A 22,040-nucleotide genomic window follows, 5' to 3' on the forward strand; every position below is an offset into this window, starting at 1 on the left:
ATGCGCGCCGGTAAAAATTGGCGATTACTGTATGGTGGGGACGGCTTGCGTAGTTCTTAAGGGGGCCTCACTGCCAAGTTATTGTATACTTGGTGCAGGTTCGGTCCTTCAAAAACATTATGCGGAGGGTTTTCGTCTTTATAGCGGGGTTCCCGCAGTTTCCGTTAAAATCTTGGCTGAAGATATTAGTTTCTTTCGGCGCTCTAAAGGGACTAGTGATTAGACTGAAGCTGATTTGGCAGAAAATATTTGGATGTTTATAGTAAAAATCTTCTGTTATGAACGGCACTGGATTGACGGACTGTTGGCAAGCATCGGTTGATTCGGCGGCCCGGAGAGGCTTTTTGCAGACCCGCCTGAGCGAGCTTCTTGGTTGCAGGAACACCTAGCCCCAATACTGTTCACTTAATAATACGGATTGCCATGGCGAGGTTGACTGCGGTGGGCGAGGGATCGCCTCGTCGACGGAGCGGGAAGGAGCTCATCTTTCGTTTGACGCCGCGTGGATTGCGCCGTCCGCGACGCGGCGGAAGGCGTTCGTCGAGGATTTCGGCCAGCATGGCGTCATGCGCTGCCTGACGTCGCCGAGGGGGAAAAAGTGGCCGGAGCCTGGATCTTTCGCCGTATGACGCGAACGGCGTGATGAATGAGAGTCGGTCCGGGTCTTCATCGACCTTGAGGGCCGCCTCGTGGATCAGGCTGCGGATTGCAAAATGCGCCATGAGCAAGCCGTAGAACTCCTGGCGGACGAGATCGGGGGTCTTGGAGCGCAAAACGATCTGGGCGCCGCGCAAATGGGTTTTGAGCTCACCAAAAGCCGTCTCGATTTCCCATCGCTCCTGGTAAAGTGCGGCCAGCTCCTGCGCTGGCGCCTGCTCGGGATCGAGGATGGTGGTGGCCAGACGGTAGACCGGTTCGGCATCGGCAACGCCGTCGAGCGCGTAATCGATGATGCGCACCACTACGCCATTGGTTTTGTGCCGAAAGTCCCACTGTGAGGCATAGATGCGACTTAGATATGAACCATCGGCCAAGCGCTTATCAGGCGACAGCCGCAGGTTCTTCCTGATACGCCATAGCAGATCTGCGCCATTCTCTTGGGCTTGTGTCCACAGCGCGAACCCGAAGAACGCGCGATCCGCCAAGCACAGCATGTCTTTGTCCAGCGCGGCAACCACGGTCTTGGCCAGAGTGATCTCGTGGGTGGCATAATCCGCCATCTTCGAGGCGAACACGATATGGGTGCCATTCTCCACCAGCGCGACAAACCGGATCTGCGGAAAGGCGCTGCTGCCCCGGCTCGCGCCAGGGCGCCCAAAGGCCGCTTCGTTGACCGTCTCGTCGGCAACATCGAATGTGCTGCCGTCCAGGCTCACCGTACGCATCCGATAGCAGACGCAGTGGAGCTGAGGGTCAAGATGTGAGATTATCGGCAGCGTCGCGAGGAGCTGCCTATGGAAGAGCAGGATATAGACACCGACCGGATTGATGAGGCGGTCCTGGCTCTGATGTTTTTGACGCTGCACGACCTGGATCGGATGTCAGGGACCTGTCGAGCCTGGAAGTCCTTTGACTGGGGCGCACTGGGACGCTTGTACGAGCAAGGATTGATCCACAATCCCGTGGGCAAGGCGAAGTCGGTAGTGTTGACCTCAACCGGCCGTGAGCGCTGCGAGCAGCTATTTCAGGGACTGTTCTGCGCAAGCCGCAAGCCCTCGGTCTAATAGTTCAGGCGGCGAGTTCCTCGGCGGCCTGCTGCTGAGCGGCCTTCCAATGCCAAGGGAGGAGTTCGTGAAGGCGGTTTTGTGGGATGTCGGCGATCCGGGCGAGGACGTCGGTGAACCAGGCGAGCGGATCGACGTCGTTGAGCCGAGCCGTGCCGAACAGGCTGAACATCATCGCCGCACGCTGGCCGCCACGGTCTGAGCCCACGAACAGCCAGGCTTTCCTTCCTCGAGCCGTCACATGTTCATTCTGCCCATGTCGGGCAGATGGTAGAGTTTCATTATCGTTGGCATCCATATTACGGCGACCGTTTTCGGTATGAAGGCCGCGAGGATCGGGCCAGTGGTGCGATTGTCCGGGTAGAGATCAGGCCGGGCGAGATCATTCAGGTTTCGGAGTGGATGCTGGATCGGGCGTTTTGCGCTGATATGGCAATGGGCGAACCGCGGGTTGCGGTGACTGGCCTCGTGGAGCTTCATAGACTGCTTACCGATCGCGGTTTCAGGCAGACTTCGTCGGATGGACTCACCGCCATCCAGGAGGCGCCCTATGAAGGCATTACCACCACCCTCGACGTTACCGATGCTGACCCGTCAGTTGAGCATGCCGCTCGATATGCCACAGATTCGGGGCCTGACCGACGCGGAACGAAGCACGGTCGTCGCCAGGTTGGCGACCCTCCTGATGGCGGCGGCCGGCGCCGTGGAGAAGGAGCCGAGCGATGACGGGCAATAATCTCATTCCGGCCACGGTGCTTAATCGCAAAGCTGTCGTCTACGTTCGGCAGTCCACCCCGGGCCAGGTCCAGAACAACCTGGAGAGCCAGCGGCGTCAATATGAACTTGTCGATGTTGCGCGCCGCTGGGGATTCCGTGATGTCGAAGTGATCGACGATGACCTCGGCCGTACCGCCAGTGCCGCTGTCGACCGCCCTGGTTTCGAACGACTGGTGAGCGGCCTGTGCACAGGTATGGTCGGCGCAGTGCTGTGCCTGGACGCATCGCGCCTTTCCCGTAATGGTCGAGACTGGCATCACCTCCTGGAACTGTGCGGCCTGGTGGAAGCGCGCGTGATCGATCTCGATGGCGTTTACGATCCTTGTCGACCGAATGATCGCTTGTTGTTGGGCATGAAGGGCAGCATCAGCGAGTTTGAGCTCGGCATTTTGCGAACGCGCATGCTCGACGCAGCGCGCGCCAAAGCACGACGGGGGGAACTGCGCCTCAGTGTTCCGATCGGCTATATCTGGCACCGTGATTATGGTCTGGGGCTTGATCCTGATCTCCGGGTGCAGGAGGCGATCCGCCTTATCTTTTCGCGCTTCCGCGAGCTTGGTAGCGCCCGCCAGGTGCTGATTTCGCTCACCGCGGACAATTTCCATTTCCCCCGTCCTTCTGACGGGCGCAAAAGAGTGTCCTTCGATTGGGTGCCGCTTCGCTATCGGAGCGTCATTTCGATCCTGAAGAACCCGTTCTACGCTGGGGCATACGCCTATGGCAAAAGTGAGAAGCGGACAGAGATTGTCGATGGCAGGGCTCGCAAAAGCTACGGCCACGGCAAGCCTTTTGGAACGTGGGAAGTGCTGCTCCAGGATCATCATGAAGGCTACATTGATTGGGGCGAGTTTGAGAGGAACCAGAGCCTTATTGCCGTCAATACCTTTGCAAAGAAGGGCGGCATCAAATCGGGTCGTGGCGGCCAGGCTTTGCTTGCTGGTCTGCTCACCTGTGGCCGATGTGGAAGGCGGTTGTCTGTTTCCTATAGAGGGCGGCCAAGCCATCCCTATTATCAATGCAAAAGTATCAACCAAATGCTGGCCAAACCCCGATGCATGACTTTTGGCGCGTCTCGGATTGAACCGCCCCGGGATTGCCGGAGGCCCGATCTCCTGAGAGAAAGGGTCTACGATGAGCAAGACTACAAACAAGTTTGCGCCTGAGGTTCGTGAGCGAGCGATCCGGATGGTTTTGGATCACGAGGGTGATCATCCTTCCCGCTGGGCGGCAGTCACATCGGTGGCCGAGAAGATCGGCTGCTCCGGCCATACTTTGCTCGAATGGGTAAAGAAGGCCGAGGTGGACAGCGGTAAGCGAGGCGGCGTGCCGACGGAAACTGCCGAGAAGCTAAAAGCTTTGGAGCGCGAGGTTCGCGAACTGCGGCAGGCGAATGAGATCCTTCGCAAGGCGTCGGCATATTTTGCCCAGGCGGAGCTCGACCGCCCGTTCAAACGATGATCGATTTTATCGACGAACATCGGGATGCTTATGGGGTCGAGCCGATCTGCCGGGTCCTGCCGATCGCCCCATCAACCTATCATGAGCGTGTCGCCCAGCGCCGGGATCCGGTGCGGCAAACTGCCCGCGTCAAACGCGACAAAGCTCTCAAACCTGAAGTCCTGCGCGTCTTCGCCGAGAACTTCGGGGTGTATGGCGTACGCAAGGTTTGGCGGCAGATGAAGCGCGAAGGTTTCGAGGTGGCGCGCTGCACAGTGGAGCGGCTCATGCGCGATCTGGGCCTGCAGGGGGTGATCCGAGGCAAACCGGTGCGGACCACGATCAGCGACAAGGCGGCATCGTGCCCTCTCGACCAGGTCAATCGCCAGTTCCACGCCCCGGCGCCGAACATGCTCTGGGTTTCCGACTTTACTTATGTCGCAACTTGGGCAGGCTTCGTCTACGTCGCCTTCGTAATCGACGTCTACGCCCGCTACATCGTTGGATGGCGGGTCAGCCGGTCCGCACATGCCAGCTTCGTTCTCGATGCGCTGGAGCAGGCTATCCATGAACGTCGCCCCGTTCACCGAGGCGGGCTCATTCACCATAGCGACCGCGGATCGCAATACGTATCTATTAAGTACACCGAGCGCCTCGCTGAAGCGGGCATCGAACCGTCGGTCGGCAGCGTCGGTGACAGCTACGACAACGCTTTAGCCGAGACAATCAACGGCCTCTACAAAGCTGAGGTAATCCACCGCAGAGGGCCTTGGCGGTCGTTCGAGGCCGTCGAATACGCCACGCTGGAATGGGTCGATTGGTTTAACAACCGGCGGCTCTTGGAGCCCATCGGGAACATCCCGCCGGTCGAAGCCGAGCAACGATATTACGATATGCTGGACGATATCCCAGTGGCAGCTTAATTTAACTAAAATGGCCTCCGGCAGTCCCGGGGCGGTTCAGTTTCAATTCGCCGATTTCAGCCGATTTCCGGTTCGAAAGACGAAGTCGTTCGTCCCCAGGCGCGTTGCCAACATCGAAAAGGTGCGGCGGTTCCGAGCGATCTCGAAGACGATCCGGCAAAACGCCCGGCGCCGCGCGTTCGGTTTATAGATAGAAACCAAATCAGCGGCGGATTGAGTGACCCCAGTATTCTCGTGGATCGACGTCGCTCCAGGTGAACAGACAACTCTCCGCCATGCTATGCAATGCGTCGGAGCCAGCGCGGGATTTCACTGCCTGCCGGTGTCTTGTGGGCCACCGAAGCGCAGGTCTATGATGCGGTGGTATACCGCGATCAGATGTTTACAGTTGGATAGCGGAAGGCTGATGCTGGAGCCATCGAGAGCCTCAACAACGTCTTCCTGCGAAACCGGCCCTCCAAGCAGTCTGCACAATATGAGTGCCAAGCTTTGTTCGTCACCGATCGGCAGAGTTCTACCCAGAGAATGAAGGGCCCGATCGACCTCCGCTTCATCGATTTGCCGTAAGGCGTCGAACGTAGCCATCTGTGGTTCCGTAATCGCTAGATTGAGGATCATCGCGGGCTGGGCACAGCGGAGATTAGATCGGTGGTGCGAGCCCGCGCCTCGCTGTAGCCTCCGATCCATGCAATGCGTTTGCGAGCAGCTTTATAGGGATTGCTGCTGGTAGGTTGCCCTCTTCTAGCGGCGTTGAAACCCGAATGACGCGCTTCCAGTAAGTCACCCAAACATGCCCCCACGATTTGGTGAATAAGATTGCTGCTATGCAGCACAGTACGGTTCAAAAATCCACTTCATTCGTTTGAGCAAAGGGTCTGCTCTGCAATTGGGCCAGCCTCCCGCCGCCCTCCTCGTCAGAGCCGTCGCCGCGCTGCCTGGAAGGCTGACCCACCTATCAGCTGCCGCCTGACGAGGTTGATGGTCGTCAGCGACCAAAGCGTGCGGTGACGCCAAGTGCGCCGGTCCCATGGTATGCGGCCCCATTCGTCCCTCCAACTCAGGGCCGGCAGCACGGCAAAAAATCCGTGGCGCGAAGCGCGCATGTTTTGAAAGTGGATTGACGATAAAGTGAGGACGACGAACTGGGATTGTTGTTCCGCCGAGTGTTTCGAGGCCCTTGTTATTCATCTCATCAGAATACCCGAGCTTTTTTAATGAGGTCACGGACGTCCTTTACTCCCCAAAATCGGGGCCTGAAATCGCTGGGCCGGTCAGCCGGTCGCACAGGTTTACCAATTTCGCAGCAAACGTGCGTAGGCGAAAGACAGTGCCATTCGTGCTATCGAGGATGAATTGCCCAACGCATTCGTGCTTTCGAGTAGAATTAAATTTATGCGATTGCTGAGGCCGACGGCGCTCCAGACCCCAGATGTGCCTACAAAACGATTCCTACTCGAAAGCACGAATTAACGGTTCCGTGCTGCCCCGGGCGGGGTATCCAGCCCATGCCTACAGACCGCCCGCTACGTCGTCCGGCTGAAGCCTTCGCCGACGGACAAGAGCTGGCATCCGTTTTCCCTCACCGCGTCATCAGCGAAGCAGTCACCGAAATTGAGCCCGGCAGGGTGTCTGCTCTTGCCCCACGCCTCGTAGGCCCCGGCCACGCGGCACGCGGCGGCGGGGGGCACCGGGACCACCTCCACGCCCAGCCCGTCCAACAGGCGGGCGGCTTTGGCGCCGATATTGCGGCGCCCCGCTACGATCAGCGTTTCCGCCAGGTCGCCGCCGAGATCACGACGGCGACCTGGCGTTCGAGAGCATCGCTTTGCGGTTCGTTCAAAAGGATGGCGATGATAGCAGAGGGATCAACGGCGATCATCCGGGTATGCCTTCCTCGCCGTAGAGGAAGTCCTGGCTGGCCGCGGCGTTCGCGCCGGGAAGCGCCTCACCTGCGGCGGCGGAGCGAACCGCTTCGGCCCGGCGGACCAAGTCCGTCAGCTGTGCCATCGCATCGGATACCGAAATCCGCACCTCACAGCTCCTGTCATCTGGTTTGCGCCAAAAGCCAAAAATAGACCATTCAATAGTCTGCGACAAACCGGTAAGGCGTAAACGCACTCCATAGATAATGTTATTTATGACAGACTGAAGGTACGTCACTCCGGTCGCCCCGTGCGACACCCAACCTTCGAAGCATTTGGCTTTTGGGCAAATAAGGGACAGACAGAAGGGCACAGCGCATTTGCTCGCTGTGTTTTCGGGTCGCCTCCGGCATGACCCTCCAAGGGACAGATGGCGCGACATGAATTTCTCTGTACGGACCTGGCGCGCATTGGCGATCTTCGGGATCGCGGCTCTTGCGGGCAGTTCCATACTAGCCAGTGGCTATGTCCTGCTCGACGGCGGCCATGGTCCTGCCGGTGACGGCGCAAGGAGCGTTGCGGTTACGGGACAGCGTCTGTTGCGCGCGTTCGGCGCGATTGGCGATGGCCGCACCGATGATACCGCAGCCCTGCAAAAAGCGTTCGACACTGCGGCCGGGCAATGTCTTGATGGAGAAGGCCGCACGTTCCTCGTCAGCGGGTCGCTGCGGGCAGGATCCGACTTGTGCCTGAAGCATGTTCGCATCGTGCAGGCGCCTGCACGATCGACGACGCGTGCCTTCATCGCCGGCGCCTGCGCCATGACGGTCGATCCTGAAGCGGTGATCGATTGCCACGATGCGCCGATAGCCAGTCGCGATACCGAAGCCTTGCGCACCTATACGCAGACGCGCACGCTGTTCATCCGTCCCGCCCGCAGCGGCGCTGCCTTGCGGGTCCATCTCCAGGACGTCACGATCAACAGGGGTGATGACCCGCGTTCCGGTTCGCGCGCCGATGCTGCCGGCATCTGGATCGAAAACGCTACCGAGGTCCTGCTAGACACAGTGACGATCACCGGAGCAGGCAAAGGTTACGGGTTGATGATCGCTCATTCGCGCAACGTGATGGTGCGCGGCCTCTACATTCACGATCTCGTCTGGGCGCCGTACGACGGTGATACCCCGCTGTCGCTTGCACGGGTCCAGCAAGAGGGCTGGAACCGGCCCATGGTGCGCGAACTGCGACCTTCGCTCAAGGGCGGCAAGGGGTTCGGCTTCGGCGGCACGCGGGTGCAGGAACAACTCGTGGGCTTGATGATCGCGGGCTCGCGTCAGGTCACTTTGCGCGACACCAGGATCGATGGATGCCAGGCGCGGTTTGCGGAAGGGGATGTGCCCTGGCAGGCGGACGGCATCAACATCAGCCAGGATTCGCGCGACGTGTCGATCGAAGGCGACACGCTGGTCCGCAATACCTGGGAAGGGATCGACATCGCCGGGACAGGTATTGGCGCGGGAGCCAGCAACCTGCGGATCACCGGGGCAAGCATTACCGACAGCTTCGCCTTCGGGATCAAGCTGGGCCACCGCCTAACCGACGTGCGCGTACGCGATACCAGGATTTCAGGTGCCGGGCTGGCCGGGGTGGTACTTTACGGTCCGATTGACGGGATCGTACTGGAGGGCCTGCGCATCGACATGGCGGACCGGCGGCGTGTGCCGCTCGCCGAATGGCCCGCAACCAAGGTGGGTATTCTGATCGACCGGAGCGGTGAAGGTGTCCCCAGGAACCTTCGCCTCTCCGACATCGCGGTGTCCGGGGGCGGGTCCTGCACCGCCGGTGTCCAAGACCGCGCGGGCGTGCGGCCCGAGATAGCGGACTTACGCATCTCGGGTTGCGCCGCGCGTTATGCGACCAGCGACTGAGGCGGCAACTGCGCGCTTACCGCAGATTGTCTCCGATGTTTATGAAGGTGAAGACGAACTGCGAGACGATGCCGCTGAAGTTCTGCAGGTCGAGAAGCGGCGCCTGCGACACGTAAATGACGTCGCGGTCGTGCACGGCGAACTGCTGGGCGAGGAACAGGCTTTCGGGCCTGCTCATGTCCAACTTGTAGATTACCGGGATCCGGCCGCGTTTGTCGCGCAGGTCCTGCGCCACAGCGGCATTGTCCAGACCTAACGCAGCGGGCGCCTCGAAACGGAAGACGAAGACACCTCGAACGTCGGCCTTTTGCGCGTCAAGTCCGCCGACGCGCGCGAGGGCCTGGGCCAGGGTGATACCAGAGGCTTCGAACTGGACCTCGGAGGCTTGCTTGACTGAACCCAGCGCGGTGAAACTGTAAGGCTGGAACAGCGCGGTCACTACGTCGCCGGGCTGCAGGCGAATGTTCTGAGCGGGATTGGCAATGACAGCGCTCAACGGCATCGCCACGACGCGGTCACCGCGCGCGATCTGAATAGTGGTCTTGTCGACCGACTGCTTGAGCGTATCGCCTGATGCCAAGATGTCGAGAATGCGTTCTCCGTGCGGGCTCAGCGGAGCGCGAATATTGGCGCCAGTCTCGCCCAGCAAAGTCACGGTGCGGCTGACGTTGCTGGCTTGGCTGACCAAGACCTGGGGGTCGTTCGCCTTGCCCTTCAGCCGTGCACGTATCGTTGTCTGCAGTTGGGAAAGGGTTTGGCCCGCAGCCTGCACAGTACCTACGAACGGCAAGGTGATCTGCCCTGACTGGTCGATAACTACGGGAGGCAGCGACGTCGTCGTGCTGGGAGGAGCAATGGAGCCGCCCCGCGCCGCCGCACCGGCGGCCACCGCAGCGGACGGACCGAACAGCAGTGCGGGTGGTGCTTCGAAGATGGAGATCGAAAGGGAATCGCCCGGGCCGACGCGAAAATCCTGTTGCGGGACGTCCCCCAACACGCTGGCGAAACTGTCTACGCTCGACCTGCTCAGGTACCCGGCGGTCCGGCCATCCAGTTCGACGACGCGGATCTTGTCTCCTGCGATGGCGGTGTCCTGTACTTTTTTGAACGACCGCGCGCTGGGCCCCGAGGCACCGAACGAGGAGCAACCCGCAAGGGCCAAAATGAGGGCAGGAACCAGCGCCTTGCGTCCGGAACGCTTGAGACTCATGTAAATCAATATCCGAAAAACAGGCCGTTGCGCCTCAGCGCCGTGTTCTATTGCGCGGGAAGGGACAATTCAAGGAGATGCGCGGTGAACCGCTCGCCCCAAGGCGGCAATGCCGGCTAGTGCCGAGGTGAACAGGTCGCCCCACGCTTGGCGGCGCTGGTCATGAAGCACTTGCAAAACCCAACGTGCTCCCGCATGGGCCATCCTTTGCCCAAGACGGAGAATTTGTCGACAATGAGGTTTAGCCTGGCCCGACGCTACGGGGCCTCGACAATATTGTTCGCCATCATGGTCATCCTGCCGACAGCTATTGCGCTGCTGTATTACGGTTTGCTGGCCAGCGACGTGTATGTGTCTGAATCGCGCATCGTCGTGCGCTCGCCGGACAAGCCCGCGCAGTCGCCTTTTGGTGCAATGCTCAAGACAGCGGGTTTCACCAACGCCAGCGACGAAGTCTATGCGGTTACCGAATATGTGGGTTCACGGGACGCGGTGAAGAATGCTGACAGGCAGGGGCTGATCCGCAAAGCCTATGAAAACGACAACATCTCCATGTTCGATCGCCTGAACAGCTTCGGCTTCAGCGATTCCTTTGAGGATATGTACAAGTATTTCGGGAAGCGCGTCACGGTCAAAAATGACAGCGTTTCCAGTGTCTTGACGCTTACCGTGCGGGCCTACTCGGCCCGGGACGCGCAGAAGATCAACGAAGTTCTGCTCTCTCAGTCCGAAGAGCTGATCAACCGGCTCAACCGGCGCGGACGCAAAGATCTGATCGAATTTGCTCGGCGAGAGGCCAACGAAGCGGCCGGCGAAGCCCGTCAGTCGGCAGTGAAGCTGGCTGCTTTCCGCAACCGGACGGGGACCGTTGATCCCGAAAAGCAGGCACAAATCGGCCTTGAAATGGTCTCAAAGCTGCAGGACGAGCTGATCGCGTCGGAGCTGCAGTTACAGCAGTTGCGCGCGCTTGCCCCGGACAATCCGCAGGTGCCGCAACTCGCAGGCCGCATCGGACAACTGAAGCAGGCTATTGACCGGGAACAGGGGAAGGTCGCTGGTAGCAGCACCTCGCTTGCGGTTAATGCCGCCGAATACCAGCGCCTCCAGATCGACAACGAGATAAGCGGAAAGCGGCTCACCGCGGCCATGACCTCATTGCAGGAGGCGCTTAACGAAGCTCGCCGCCAGCAAGTCTACGTCGAGCGGATCGTCCAGCCCAACCTGCCAGATGAAGCCATTGAGCCACGTCGGCTTGCGGGTATCCTCGCGGTCTTTGCGCTGAGCCTGATCGCGTGGGGTATCGCCAACATGCTCATTGCCGGCGTTAGGGAACATGCCAACTAGCGATCAGCCAACCAATGGCGGTCCGGCCGGCGATCGCGCAGAACGCGTTCTACCGCTAAAGGGGCTGAAGGCTCAGGCACGGATTGTCTGGGCCCTGCTCCTGCGCGAGATCATAACGCGCTTCGGCCGACGCAACATCGGCTTTTTATGGCTGTTCGTCGAACCTGCCATGTTCGTGATCGTGATTACCGCGATCTGGACGGCTACCCACGACCTGCACCGCTCGCAGATCCCGATCGCGGCGTTTACCCTTACCGGGTACACATCGATGCTGATGTGGCGCAACACGCCCTCGCGCTGTATCGGCGCCCTGAGTTCCAACCAGTCGCTGCTCTATCACCGCCAGGTGACAATGCTGGACATTTACTTGGCCCGTATCATTCTCGAATTCGCCGGCGTGACGACAAGTTTCATGGTGCTGGGTCTGTTGATGTGGATGGGCGGTTGGCTGGAGCCGCCCGAGAACGTGCTACAAGTCATCGGCGGTTGGGGTCTGCTGGCATGGTTCGGCATGGCGCTCGCGTTGACGCTCGGGCCGTTGTCAGAACGTTATCCTGCCGTGCAGAAGCTGTGGTCACCCATCGCGATCCTGCTTTTCATCCTGTCAGGCACCAGCTTCCTGCTGGATACCTTCCCCCCCACGGTTCGCTATTGGCTGCTGTGGCTGCCCATGACAAGCGGCCTGGAATACCTGCGCGAAGGCTTCTTCGGTTCGCAATTCAAGGCACATTATGATCTTGAGTACATGTGCACGGCGACGATGGTGCTGATGCTGTTTGGTCTTACTCAGGTTCGCCGCGTGGCTTTGAATGAGACGATCATAGCATGATCCGGCTCGAGAACGTCAGCAAGGTCTACCACACCGCGCAAGGCCCTCGCGAGATTTTCCGCGACGTCAACCTGACCGTCGAGAAGGGCGAGCATGTGGGCATTCTTGGCCGCAACGGCGCCGGTAAGTCGACGCTGGTGCGGCTGATCAGCGGCGCTGAAAGACCTACTTCCGGCCGGATCGTGCGAGACATGTCGATATCGTGGCCGATCGCATTTTCAGGCGGCTTCCATCAGCGTCTGTCTGGCAAAGACAACCTGCGCTTCATATGCCGGGTTTACGGCGTCGATTTCCGGCCGCGGCTCGAATTCGTGGAGCGCTTCTCCGAACTGGGCCCCTACATTAACGAGCCGGTCGGCGTCTATTCCTCGGGCATGAGAGCCAAGCTGGCGTTCGCTATTTCCATGGTGGTGGATTTCGATTGCTATCTGATCGATGAGGTCATGGCCGTGGGCGATGAGCGTTTCCGAGAAAAGTGCGAACTGGAGCTTTTTCAACGGCGTAAAGACCGGGCTATGATCATCATTTCCCACAGCAGCCGTTATCTCAAGCAGCACTGCAACCGGTTCGTCATTCTGGAAGATGGCAGACTGGAGGAATACGAGGATGCCGACACTGCCAGAATGGCGTATAAGCGCCTGATTAAGCGTGAAGCCAAGATGGAAGTGAAGCGGCAGCACGAAGCCGAAAAGGCAAAGAAGAAAGCGCGCCTTGCGATGATGGAGCGGGAAGCTGCTCTTCCGATATCGACGTAAGGTTGCCCGCAAGGCCAGATTCAGGAGTTAGCCATGCCCATTCAATCTTTCTCATCGCGCGAAGCAGGCCGCAACATGCGCGCCAACCCGCTAAGCCTGTGGCCCGGCGGTCGCCGTAGCGGGCATAGGCTGGAACAAATCGCCGAAATCGCAGGCATGCCCAGCTTCCAGTTCTCGATGGAAGACAAGATCATGACCATCGGGTCATGTTTCGCTCGTGAAATCGAGAAAGCACTGGCGGCAAAAGGCTTCGAACTGCCTGCCATGGCCTTGCAGCTTACCGCCGAGGAGCGCGGCGGCGGCACCGCCAACGAAATTCTCAACAAGTACACCGTTCATTCCATGGCCAACGAGATTGAATGGGCCTTCGAACCGCCGGCCGTGCGCCCCGAAGACCTCTTCGTGACGGCGGGGGAAGGCCTGTGGCATGATCCTCATCTGGTCGCCAACATGTCGCCGGTGACGATGGAATACGCGACCGAGCGGCGCGAGAAAGTCTATTCGATCATGCGCCGGCTTCCGGAATGCAGGGTCGTCGTTGTGACCTTGGGTCTGGCCGAAGCCTGGTATGACACCAAGATCGACGCTTATCTCAACGTAATGCCGCCGCAAGCAGCGCTCAATGCCGAGCCCGACCGGTTCCGACTGGACGTGTTGAGTTACCAGGACATCACCGATGGCGTGGAGCGGCTCCTGGCGCTTGTGCGCAAGTATGGTCATCCCGAACACAAAGTGCTGCTGACTGTCTCGCCTGTACCATTCAAGGCGACCATGACCGGCCGCGACGCGCTTGCTGCCAATACCTACAGCAAGTCCGTGCAGCGTGCCGCTGCCGAAGCAGCCGTGCTGCGCCACGACAACGTGGATTATTTCCCCAGCTACGAAATCGTGACGCTGACTGACCGCAAGATCGCGTATCGAGTGGATAACATCCACGTGAACCCTGAGGTCGTCGGTGAGATCATGCGCCGTGCGATCCGCACATATCTGCCTGACGAAGCTGTCAAGGAAGAGCAGCCGGTCACCGCCGCGGTGGCGCAGGATCCCTCGCGCGATCCTTTCACGACAACCTCGATCCTCGCAGCGGCTCATGCGGCGCTGGACGCCGACGATTACGCTACTGCCGCAAGCCATTTCTCGGCGTTGCTGTACCGGGCTGGAGATAGCATCCGACGCGCGGAGATGCGCGATTGCTACAAGGGGCTTCTACGGGCGTTGCTAGGCGGAAATCGCCTCAAGGAGGCGCGCCGCGTTTGCGAGGAATGGCTGTCCAAGGATCCGGAAAACGGCGCAGCCGCAGCCATGGCCTCCAAGATCATGGAGCGGGACAAGAAGCCTGAAGCTGCTTTGGAATTCGCGGCGCGCGCCGTGGAACTGCAGCCCGAAAACGGCATCTATCACCAGCGACTGGCAATCCTGCTCGACCGTAGCGGCGAAAAGGAACAGGCGCGTGCATCGGCGCGCGAAGCTCTGCGCTTCATGCCTGACCTCGACGGGGCCAGAAAGCTTCTGGAAGCCTGAATAAGAAACGGCGCCCTGGATCACTCCGGGCGCCGTTTCCTTGTCGATTGGTGTAGTGCGATCAGCCCGTCTGGAGAACCGGGAACGACTTTACCAGTTTGTCGACCGCAACCATTTGCTCAAGGAACGGGCGCAGCAGGTCCAGGGGCAGAGCACTTGGGCCGTCGCACAGCGCATTGGATGGATCCGGATGCGCCTCGATGAATAGCCCAGCAAGGCCCAGCGCCATACCTGAGCGGGCCAGTGCCGTCACCTGTTCGCGGCGACCATCGGCGCTGTCGGTGCGCCCGCCCGGCCGCTGCAGCGCATGGGTAGTATCGAAAATAACCGGCGCATATGCCCGCATCTGATCTATGCCGAGCATGTCCACAACAAGGTTGTTGTAGCCAAAGCTGCTGCCCCTTTCACACAGCATCACCCGGTCGTTGCCACATTCGGCAAACTTTCGAATGATATGCTGCATTTCGTGCGGGGCGAGGAACTGAGGCTTTTTGATGTTGATCGCGCTCCCTGTCGCGGCCATCGCGGCGACTAGGTCGGTCTGGCGTGCGAGAAAGGCGGGCAACTGAATGATGTCTGCCACTTCCGCCACCGGCGCCGCCTGGAAGGGTTCATGGACATCAGTGATGATCGGCACGTCGTAGCGGGACTTCACTGCTGCCAGGCTCTTAAGGCCGCTTTCCATGCCGGGCCCACGGAAGCTGTGGACCGAAGACCGGTTGGCCTTATCGAACGAAGCCTTAAATACGTAGGGAATGCCCAGCGCCTTTGTCACCGCAATGAATTCGCCGGCGACTTCGAGCAAGAGGCCGTGGTCCTCAATGGCGTTCATGCCGCCGATGAGGACGAACGGCAGGTCGTTGGAAAGCCGGACGTCGGGGGTAATCGTAACGGTATTCACAGGGGCATCCTTTCAGGGCAGCCGGAAGTTCGGGCCAGGAAACAAGGGCGAAAAATTCAGGTAGGAAGGGCGGAGGCTGGAACAACCGCGACCACGCCGCCCAAATCACGTGCCATGGCAAGCTGGGGGGCATTGCGCAGGGCCATAGCAAACAGCCCCGCATAGCGGCGATGGACTTCACCAGGGTCGGTCAGCAGGCCGAACCTGGCGAGGAACGCCTCACGGGCCTCTGCGAACGATCCGGGATCGTCCTGCGCCTGACGTGCGAACGCTATCCATTCTTCCACAGTAGAAACGCCGGGGAGGTCGGCATAGTTGTCGGTGTCCATACGGCCGGCCCGATCGCGCCATACGGCGGTGGGAATTCCGGCCAGAACCATATCGAGCAGCACGGAGGAGGGGGCGGAGATGCCGTAGGAGAACCGGCGCATATCGAGCCGGTACATCGGGGCGTTCTCCACCTCGACGTTGGCAGGCAAAGGGACTTTGTTGCGCAGCATGTACTGGCCGCCGGGATGCGGCCTCAAACACACTGCAGGCTGGGTCCCATCGTCGACTGCGGCGCAAAATGCAGAAAACACATCGACGAATTCGGCCTTCATGTCCCCCATTGCGCTCAAGCGCACTGAATGCAGGTTTTCGCAGATCAGACCTGGCCGCTTGCCACCACCGGGCAAGGGATCGCGAAATTGCTGAAGGACCGCGCTAGGTCCCGTCACTATTAGCTTGCCGCGCTGCGACGGGCTGAGGGCATCGACATGCTCCGCCCGGAACCAGGCGCAGACAATGTCAGCGGCGAACGAGGCGGTGGGCCCATGCGCAAGCTTGTGCGCTTCACTGTGGCGGAAGCCGACGCATTCGAAGCCGTGTTGCAGCGTAACGCGCAGGTAGGATGCTGGCGCCACGCGAAACACGTCGTGGCATGGGGCATGCCCCCGCAAGTGCGATTCGCTCCCCGCAAACAGCAGACCATGCCCGTCGAGCAGCGCCAGTGCCTCGAACTCCGACTTGAACACATCAATGCGCGCGCTGCTTTGCTGCGCGATTTCCTTCAGTTCACGCTGCCAGATGCCCGAGCTATCACGTCCTTCGAACAGGCTCGACACCATCAGCCGCACGTCGAACCCGAAGTCGCGATCGGCCATGACGATGAGGGGGCGCAAGATATTCACGTCCTGCACCAGGTTGATCAGGAATACCGCCTGAGGCTGCGTATTCATGCTTGGGCCCCCGGATCGAATGGGAGCCTGGAAGATTCCGATATCATCATCTCGACAGGTCCGAATACCTTTTCAAGCCGGTGATGGACGGCAGGGAATATCCCCCTGTAGGCGGCAAGCACCTCCGGCAGCGCGGCGGTCGACCAGTCTTGCAGTGCCATGACCCGGTTCTCGGGCCAGTCGATCGCGAAATAACGCACTTTTTGAATTGTGCCGAAGAGGCGCATCTTATCGGCGGCTTCGGGCCGCATCCTTTCGCATACTGGCTCTGCCACCAGCATCTGCAGATCTCCACCTGCGACACGGCCGGTGAAAATCACGTCGTAAGTCAACGTCGACGGCGCGAAAGGCGTAGCGACAGAAAGCATACGCGCCTTGCGCGCCGCCTTGTGCGCATCGCCGTTGGTCTGGTGGCCATGGACCAGCGCCCTTACGATGCTGCCCGGCGCAACTGCCCCGGGTTGGCTGATGCCGGCCACAAACGTCAGCAAGCGCTCGACTTCGACATCCAGCGAGGCCAGTTTGTCCATCAGCGTGGAATAGAGGGGCAGGCGCTCGGGGCTCAATCGCAGATGCTCCCGTTCGAGATCATCGATCAGGGAGACCGGATCGGCGTAGATCAGTTCATCCAACCTACCATACAGCGGGTATCCGGCCCATACCACCTGAGAACCGCAAGTCAGGGCGCTGACCGCACGGTTGAGCGACTTAGCGATGCTGAAAGGCTGCGCGTTGACCGGCAAGAAACAGCACAGGCTGTCCAGTAGCAGTTCGGTCTCGCGCTCTTCGCTCCACAGTTCGACCCGAACAGGGAAGGGTAGGCGCCCAAGCGCGGCCAGACGGTTCGCATCAAGCGCCCTGGCATTGGTTAGAACGGTGCATTCGATTGTCCAGCCCCGCGCCGTAAGCGGCGCAAATTGCGCTCCGAAAGCATTGACGTCCTCAAGTCCCACTGAAAAAAACGGATTGTCGCCAATCCCGAACCAACCCAGGCTGATCCTGCGATCGCGAAGCGCTCGCTCGCGCTTGGCCTTGAGCAGCGCGGGCAAGGCATCCAGCCTGAGGTCTGTCGCGGGATCATTGAAAACGTGGACCGGCATCTGCGGGCACAGGGCGTGGACGATATCGGACATGCGCGGAGTGGAGCAAATAGCAAAATGTCCGTGCTTCAGCATCTGCGTCAGCCAAGTGCGGTATACCGTCATTCGGCTATCTTCCGTCTGACTGAAATAGTCGTCGAACAAGTCGATGCCAACGAGCCGGTTCTCTGCCCGGCAACGGGCAGCGAAAACGATAGCGCGGGCATCGAAGCACTTGCTGAAGACGACTACCTGACCTGGATCGGCAAGCTTGCCGAACTCCTCGATCGGGACCAGATCGAGGACGTGCCCGGACTCCTTCATAAGGGATACCATCCGCAAGTACCGGATACGGGCACCAGCGCTGGCGAGAAATTCGCGTGACGGGATGACGAAGGTAAATTTCATCCGTTGAGCACCCGTACGGCGGTGAAGCAGGCAGAGTCGGCGATCGGAGCCTCGAACCAGGCCCCGTGGGCTGAGGTGGTCGCGGTAACATGCCCGGTGATACTTGCGGTGGTCAGCGCTGTGCACCAGTGCTCGCCATCGTCGCGGGGTAGCTGATGCACATCATCTTTCGACCATCTCGTCAGCTTCGCGGTGTCGGTGAGCCAGAACTCCGGGATCGGCTCACGCACCGGATAGCTGCGGCGCCACAGGCCCACCGTTTTCGCGATGTCGCCTTCGACATGGCTGCCGCGCGGTGTTTCTGCGGAGAGGCCGTTGGCCGCGACTTTGACGGTCCAGCCCTTGCCGAGCCTGCTGCTTGATACCAGCGGGCAGCAGGCCGACGCCGCCCCGTTTTCGACCATTTCGGATAGCACGCTGAGACTGCGCCCATCATGCAACACAATGCCGGGGGCCAGGATGCCGCAGAACGGTTCGTCACAATTGGCCAATGCTTCTGACAGGCTCTCGGCGATGGCTACCCGTCCGCCGAACAGCTGCCCGGCCCGTTCGCGCGCAACGCTGCCCGGGCCGCCTTCGGCTTCACTCTCGTAAACGCCGATGAAGGACACACTTACCGCTTCCGCACAATCCTGCATCGCCAGCGAGGCGAGCGATCGCTCTATATCGCCAGTATCCGCACCCTCGCCGAAGATCATCACGCGCACGGCCCGGGGGCGGAAATCGGTGAGCGTCTCGGCAGCGGAGACAGGAAAGAGCAGTTCGGCATCATGCAATGGCACGCCCCGCTCCACCGCGATGGATGCCGGCGGCATAGGGCGGCGCGGGATATGCTGACCTTCCATCCGTGTATGCCCGCGGAAATGCGGTGGCGCTGCCATTGCAGGTGCCTGCAGCGCTACGGGTGGCAGGATAAAGGCAAAGGACGGCAGCGAGGCGTCACGGTGGACGAGCGCTTCGGGCAGGGCGAGGTTCACGTCGGCGTTGCCAGTCTCTTCGACATCGAGCGTAGCGCAAAGAATAGAGACAGACGGCAGCACATCGCCATGAATGAACAGAGTTGCCCCCGCAGGGTGCAGGGTCCCTGTCTGCGCAACGATGTCGCGCAGGTACATTTCGCCCGCGCTGGCCCTGTCGCCCGCGTCAGCTTCGCCGGCGACGACGATCGGCATGTCAAATACGTCGCGCAGCCAGGTACGCACGGCAGGGTCAAACAGGGGACCGGTCCCGACTGCGCCTTTCACTTCGACCGCGATACGCGCGATCGCCGGGGTAGCGGCGCCGCAGCGGATCGCCGCGAGGCGTTTGGCCAGCATCACCGAGTAAGCGAGCGGATTGTTCGCATCACTGCCGCCAGGGCGGGCGATCTCGCTCAGGAAGTCGGCATGATGCATGCCGCCGCGCATCAACGAGGGGAAGGCGATGACGAAAGCATACAGCAGTTCGCCCGAAGGGGCGAGCGCGGCTACAAGCAGAGGGTGGCACAAAGAACGCAGTGGCACGTCGAGCAGGTCGGCATGCCCGCGTTTCCCCGCGGACAGCACGGTAGGTTCGCGTGCCCCGGGATCGTATTGACATACCAGGACCTGAAAGCTCGCGTCCTGATCGTCTCCGGCGTCACAGCGCAGGCGCAGCAGGTTGCCGTTAGCGAACCATGCGTCGGCAGGCGGATGGAAAGCGTCGCGCTCGGCAGAGCGCCAGGCGTCGGCGTCATAGGAAGCAAGGCCCGAAAGCTGCAGAAAACGTGCCAGCGCTGCCGCGTTGTCTGGTGCTGTTTCGCAGGCTGCTGCGACCGCCGCGAAAGACCCGCTCATGGAGGGTTGCAGATCGCGATCCGTCTGGTGAACCGCTAACGGCAGCTCCAGAGCTGCGGCGCAGGCATGGACCGGCGCAGGGGCGGCGAAGACGGGGAGAGCTTGTGCCGGCTTGTGCGCCAGCTTCGATTTGTGAGTGCTGCGCCCCTCAAGCTGGCCGTTCTCAATATAGTGAACGACCGGATTCAGTCCGGCTTGCGCGACATCTGGGTTCTCGCGCAAGTAACGCGATGCGCTGAAGTCTGGGCCCGGATCGCGCAGTTCCTTCCAACCGAAGCGCGCGAAGTGCTCCAGCGGGGGCATCGAGCCCTTGGCGACATCAGGATAGCGTTCGAGATACCACGCCGCATCAAACAGGCCGGACCCGGCTATTATGCCCGCCACATCGCGCTGGCGCGGCTGCGTGGAAGAGCGCACGGCTTTGGCCGATGACAACATCCGCATCCACAGCAAGGCTAAGGCTTGTGCGAAGCGATAAGCCCAATTTGCGCGGGCAACTTCCAATTCATGCTGGTTGCGCTGTGACAGTTCCTTGAGCGAGGTCAGGCGAACCTTGGCCTTGTCCAGCCCCGCCTTGGTGCGGCTCAGGGTGGCTTGCGTCGTCCTGTACTTGCGCGTCACTGACTTGAGATCGGAGCGTACGACCGCGATTTCCTCGCGCAAAGCGGAGGCTTCGTTTTGCGCGGCGGCCCGTTCGCGCTCGGCCACGTCAAGCCTGGCCTCGCCCCCTTCGCGCAGCACGGTGAGCTCGTCCTGTATCTCGGACAGTTCGGCTCGCAGAGCGCCCAGACTTTCCTTGGCCTCGTCCCGCTCATGGACGGCGTCGAGCAGTTCGCTCCGGCTCGCATTGATATCGGCTTCGAGACCGCGTGCCAGCGCTATCGTGTCTTGGAAGACCGCGAGGGCGGGCTGCGCCTGTTCATAGATGGCATCCGCGTCTTCGGCGGACAGAATGTCAGAATTTCTGTCGTCATGATCGGACGCAATTGCTGCGATATCTTGGAGCTGGCCGGCAAGGTCCCCTAACCGCGATAGGGCCATTTCGGCCTGCTGTACCGCTGCATCCCTCGCCGCAGCGACCTCGTTTGCGCGCGCGCGCCAGTCGTTCTCGTGCAGAACCGCGCCTTCGACCATGCGTTTGAGCGCGTCGATTTCGCGGGCATGATCGCCGCGCAGCAAGGTCTGCTGATGCTCGGCTTCCTGGCGGATCGTCTCAATCCGCGCCTCGGCCTGCCGCGAAGCCGCTAGGTCGGCTAAGACGGCCTTCATGCCGTCCTCCAGGCTGCGCATGGCTGTGCCATGCTCTTTCCGCAACTGGGTAATATGCTTCAGCGTTTGCAGGGGAGTTGCTTCGTCGGGCAGCTTGCTCTTCTTATCCTGAATGCGGCGCTTTTCCTGAACCCGCTGCTGCTCCAGGACTGTGTCCATTAGGGGGGCGACACGATCAAAATCGCCGCGCAGCCGATCCATCCTACCGATATCACTCGCGTTCAATCGTCCTTTGGCGGACCACTCGTTCAACAAGTCCCACAGCTCCGACACCATGGGGTACGCGGTAAAATCTGCCTCGACCTGTTCCCGCGAAACATTCTGGCGGTGCAGATCCGGCGTCAAAAAGGCATCGATCGCGCCGCTTGCGGCACTGGGTTCGAAGTCCATCTCCATATGGTCGTGCAGCGTGTGAAGAGCCGTGCGCCAGTCAGCTAGAAGGGCGTCGTAGCGCACCAGTCCCCGCTTGTGCGCCCGCGTGGCATTTTCGGCATCCAGATAATGGCGAAGCCACAGGTTGAGGCCGAGAGCGTGTGGGAACCTATTGCGCTGACTCAGCGATATCGCGACTTCGCTGGGATTACGCAGAATGAAGGGAAAGGCGAGTTCGCTTGTCTGATCGCGCAGCGCTTCGATCCACAAGGGTGCAAGCCGGCAGATGCGCGGATCTTTGATCACCGGGCGTCGAGCGTTGGGGAACATGTCAGCGACGGCGCTACGAATGACGGCGAAGTCTTCACCGTTGGCCGCAGCCCCATGGCTGCCTAGCGCCGAGACGCCGTGCCAGTTCGTGCCCCGATCCGCCAGAAGCGCCTGATTGACCGCATTGATCCTGGGGGCCTCCCAGAAACCAAGGGGATTGGCACTGTTAGGGTCCAGCAATTGCGTAGGGCTGTCTCCGTACAGGAGCATCAGAACCCTTGCCAGGGCGGAAGTACCCGACCTGTGCATTCCCATGACGAAAACGGCCATGTCGTAACGGGTTTCAACCATCTATGACCGCGGGTCCCTTTAGTGCGAGAAGGCAGTTACAAGGCGT

General features: G+C 60.5%; 17 protein-coding genes, 3 pseudogenes and 1 other annotated feature. Of the genes and pseudogenes, 10 read left to right on the forward strand and 10 right to left on the reverse strand.

The features are described from left to right. Nucleotides 1–401 precede the first annotated feature (401 nt). On the reverse strand, nt 402–1,376 hold the full coding sequence (locus TQ38_RS29285; RefSeq protein WP_162792490.1) for an IS4 family transposase: 975 nt from the start codon (nt 1,374–1,376) through the stop codon (nt 402–404). 78 nt (nt 1,377–1,454) lie between these two features. Here TQ38_RS29285 and TQ38_RS29290 point away from each other — a divergent pair, with 78 nt between their 5' ends. Next, nucleotides 1,455–1,724 (forward strand): DUF6429 family protein, encoded by a 270-nt coding sequence (locus tag TQ38_RS29290; RefSeq protein ID WP_043979572.1) that lies wholly within the window; start codon nt 1,455–1,457, stop codon nt 1,722–1,724. A 4-nt stretch (nt 1,725–1,728) separates the two neighbouring features. Here the strand turns inward: TQ38_RS29290 and TQ38_RS29295 are convergent. Further along, nucleotides 1,729–1,959 (reverse strand): annotated as a pseudogene (locus tag TQ38_RS29295) (transposase domain-containing protein); the annotation flags it as partial. Between the two features lie 315 nt (nt 1,960–2,274). Between TQ38_RS29295 and TQ38_RS30425 the strand changes: the two are divergent. The 3 genes and pseudogenes from TQ38_RS30425 (at nt 2,275) to TQ38_RS29310 (ending at nt 4,861) form a co-directional block, all read left to right on the forward strand. Further along, nucleotides 2,275–2,460 carry a hypothetical protein gene (locus TQ38_RS30425; RefSeq protein ID WP_162792473.1) on the forward strand — a complete coding sequence of 62 codons (186 nt, stop codon included), beginning with the start codon at nt 2,275–2,277 and terminating at the stop codon, nt 2,458–2,460. Then, a pseudogene (locus TQ38_RS29305) lies at nt 2,447–3,583 on the forward strand (recombinase family protein); the annotation flags it as partial. The gene TQ38_RS30425 and the pseudogene TQ38_RS29305, both read left to right, overlap by 14 nt. A gap of 49 nt (nt 3,584–3,632) precedes the next feature. Continuing rightward, nucleotides 3,633–4,861 (forward strand): IS3 family transposase gene (locus TQ38_RS29310; RefSeq protein WP_113942139.1). Its coding sequence is split into 2 segments (ribosomal slippage): nt 3,633–3,921 and nt 3,921–4,861, totalling 1,230 coding nucleotides; the frame shifts between segments, so codons are not numbered across the junction. Beyond that, nucleotides 3,914–4,030 (forward strand) — a sequence feature (AL1L pseudoknot). (Overlaps the previous gene by 117 nt.) 309 nt (nt 4,862–5,170) lie before the next feature. Here the strand turns inward: TQ38_RS29310 and TQ38_RS29315 are convergent. The 3 genes from TQ38_RS29315 to TQ38_RS30765 all read right to left on the reverse strand — a co-directional run bounded on the left by TQ38_RS29315 (nt 5,171) and on the right by TQ38_RS30765 (nt 6,892). Beyond that, nucleotides 5,171–5,446 (reverse strand): hypothetical protein, encoded by a 276-nt coding sequence (locus TQ38_RS29315; protein WP_162792491.1) that lies wholly within the window; start codon nt 5,444–5,446, stop codon nt 5,171–5,173. A 29-nt stretch (nt 5,447–5,475) separates the two neighbouring features. Next, on the reverse strand, nt 5,476–5,694 hold the full coding sequence (locus TQ38_RS31630; protein WP_370059869.1) for an Rmf/CrpP family protein: 219 nt from the start codon (nt 5,692–5,694) through the stop codon (nt 5,476–5,478). A gap of 1,042 nt (nt 5,695–6,736) precedes the next feature. Next, nucleotides 6,737–6,892: a hypothetical protein gene (locus TQ38_RS30765; RefSeq protein WP_205316217.1), complete on the reverse strand. Its 156-nt coding sequence runs from the start codon at nt 6,890–6,892 to the stop codon at nt 6,737–6,739. A gap of 271 nt (nt 6,893–7,163) precedes the next feature. Here TQ38_RS30765 and TQ38_RS29325 point away from each other — a divergent pair, with 271 nt between their 5' ends. Further along, on the forward strand, nt 7,164–8,651 hold the full coding sequence (locus TQ38_RS29325; RefSeq protein WP_043980735.1) for a right-handed parallel beta-helix repeat-containing protein: 1,488 nt from the start codon (nt 7,164–7,166) through the stop codon (nt 8,649–8,651). Between the two features lie 16 nt (nt 8,652–8,667). On the opposite strand, the gene TQ38_RS29330 is transcribed toward TQ38_RS29325, so the two are convergent. Next, nucleotides 8,668–9,861 carry a polysaccharide biosynthesis/export family protein gene (locus TQ38_RS29330; protein WP_043980737.1) on the reverse strand — a complete coding sequence of 398 codons (1,194 nt, stop codon included), beginning with the start codon at nt 9,859–9,861 and terminating at the stop codon, nt 8,668–8,670. A 276-nt stretch (nt 9,862–10,137) separates the two neighbouring features. On the opposite strand from TQ38_RS29330, the gene TQ38_RS29335 reads away from it, so the two are divergent. From TQ38_RS29335 to TQ38_RS29350, 4 genes and pseudogenes are all read left to right on the forward strand, one after another. Then, nucleotides 10,138–11,205 carry a hypothetical protein gene (locus TQ38_RS29335; RefSeq protein WP_240198252.1) on the forward strand — a complete coding sequence of 356 codons (1,068 nt, stop codon included), beginning with the start codon at nt 10,138–10,140 and terminating at the stop codon, nt 11,203–11,205. Next, nucleotides 11,177–12,034 carry an ABC transporter permease gene (locus TQ38_RS29340; RefSeq protein ID WP_240198253.1) on the forward strand — a complete coding sequence of 286 codons (858 nt, stop codon included), beginning with the start codon at nt 11,177–11,179 and terminating at the stop codon, nt 12,032–12,034. The genes TQ38_RS29335 and TQ38_RS29340 overlap by 29 nt, the downstream gene beginning before the upstream one ends. Further along, nucleotides 12,031–12,669: pseudogene (locus TQ38_RS29345) on the forward strand (ABC transporter ATP-binding protein); the annotation flags it as partial. The gene TQ38_RS29340 and the pseudogene TQ38_RS29345, both read left to right, overlap by 4 nt. Before the next feature lie 153 nt (nt 12,670–12,822). Next, a complete protein-coding gene (locus TQ38_RS29350; protein ID WP_052506032.1) occupies nt 12,823–14,310 on the forward strand; it encodes a GSCFA domain-containing protein in 1,488 nt (495 codons plus the stop codon). Nucleotides 14,311–14,371: 61 nt separating this feature from the next. Here TQ38_RS29350 and kdsA read toward each other — a convergent pair whose 3' ends face one another. From kdsA to TQ38_RS29365, 3 genes are read right to left on the reverse strand one after another with little or no spacing between them, the layout of a single operon-like run. Further along, nucleotides 14,372–15,211: a 3-deoxy-8-phosphooctulonate synthase gene (gene kdsA / locus TQ38_RS29355; RefSeq protein ID WP_043980741.1), complete on the reverse strand. Its 840-nt coding sequence runs from the start codon at nt 15,209–15,211 to the stop codon at nt 14,372–14,374. Between the two features lie 56 nt (nt 15,212–15,267). Beyond that, on the reverse strand, nt 15,268–16,431 hold the full coding sequence (locus TQ38_RS29360; RefSeq protein ID WP_043980743.1) for a hypothetical protein: 1,164 nt from the start codon (nt 16,429–16,431) through the stop codon (nt 15,268–15,270). Further along, nucleotides 16,428–17,564 carry a hypothetical protein gene (locus TQ38_RS29365; protein ID WP_043980745.1) on the reverse strand — a complete coding sequence of 379 codons (1,137 nt, stop codon included), beginning with the start codon at nt 17,562–17,564 and terminating at the stop codon, nt 16,428–16,430. Before TQ38_RS29365 ends, TQ38_RS29360 begins: the two co-directional genes overlap by 4 nt. A 24-nt stretch (nt 17,565–17,588) precedes the next feature. On the opposite strand from TQ38_RS29365, the gene TQ38_RS29370 reads away from it, so the two are divergent. Continuing rightward, nucleotides 17,589–17,894, forward strand: coding sequence for a hypothetical protein (locus TQ38_RS29370; protein WP_043980747.1), 306 nt, complete (start codon nt 17,589–17,591; stop codon nt 17,892–17,894). A gap of 20 nt (nt 17,895–17,914) precedes the next feature. Here the strand turns inward: TQ38_RS29370 and TQ38_RS29375 are convergent, their stop codons facing one another. Next, complete coding sequence (locus tag TQ38_RS29375) at nt 17,915–21,994, reverse strand: sulfotransferase (protein ID WP_162792492.1); 4,080 nt, start codon at nt 21,992–21,994, stop codon at nt 17,915–17,917. Nucleotides 21,995–22,040 lie beyond the last annotated feature (46 nt).

It is taken from the genome of Novosphingobium sp. P6W (genome assembly GCF_000876675.2).
Classification (GTDB): Bacteria; Pseudomonadota; Alphaproteobacteria; order Sphingomonadales; family Sphingomonadaceae; genus Novosphingobium.

What these genes read in the sequence shown, in the direction of transcription:
- TQ38_RS29290 (WP_043979572.1), top strand. Translation starts at nt 1,455, where the DNA reads ATGGAAGAGCAGGATATAGACACCGACCGGATTGATGAGGCGGTCCTG.
- TQ38_RS30425 (WP_162792473.1), top strand. Translation starts at nt 2,275, where the DNA reads ATGAAGGCATTACCACCACCCTCGACGTTACCGATGCTGACCCGTCAG.
- TQ38_RS29315 (WP_162792491.1), bottom strand. Translation starts at nt 5,446, where the DNA reads ATGGCTACGTTCGACGCCTTACGGCAAATCGATGAAGCGGAGGTCGAT.
- TQ38_RS29325 (WP_043980735.1), top strand. Translation starts at nt 7,164, where the DNA reads ATGAATTTCTCTGTACGGACCTGGCGCGCATTGGCGATCTTCGGGATC.
- TQ38_RS29330 (WP_043980737.1), bottom strand. Translation starts at nt 9,861, where the DNA reads ATGAGTCTCAAGCGTTCCGGACGCAAGGCGCTGGTTCCTGCCCTCATT.
- TQ38_RS29350 (WP_052506032.1), top strand. Translation starts at nt 12,823, where the DNA reads ATGCCCATTCAATCTTTCTCATCGCGCGAAGCAGGCCGCAACATGCGC.
- TQ38_RS29360 (WP_043980743.1), bottom strand. Translation starts at nt 16,431, where the DNA reads ATGAATACGCAGCCTCAGGCGGTATTCCTGATCAACCTGGTGCAGGAC.
- TQ38_RS29365 (WP_043980745.1), bottom strand. Translation starts at nt 17,564, where the DNA reads ATGTCCGATATCGTCCACGCCCTGTGCCCGCAGATGCCGGTCCACGTT.
- TQ38_RS29370 (WP_043980747.1), top strand. Translation starts at nt 17,589, where the DNA reads ATGTCCGTGCTTCAGCATCTGCGTCAGCCAAGTGCGGTATACCGTCAT.
- TQ38_RS29375 (WP_162792492.1), bottom strand. Translation starts at nt 21,994, where the DNA reads ATGGTTGAAACCCGTTACGACATGGCCGTTTTCGTCATGGGAATGCAC.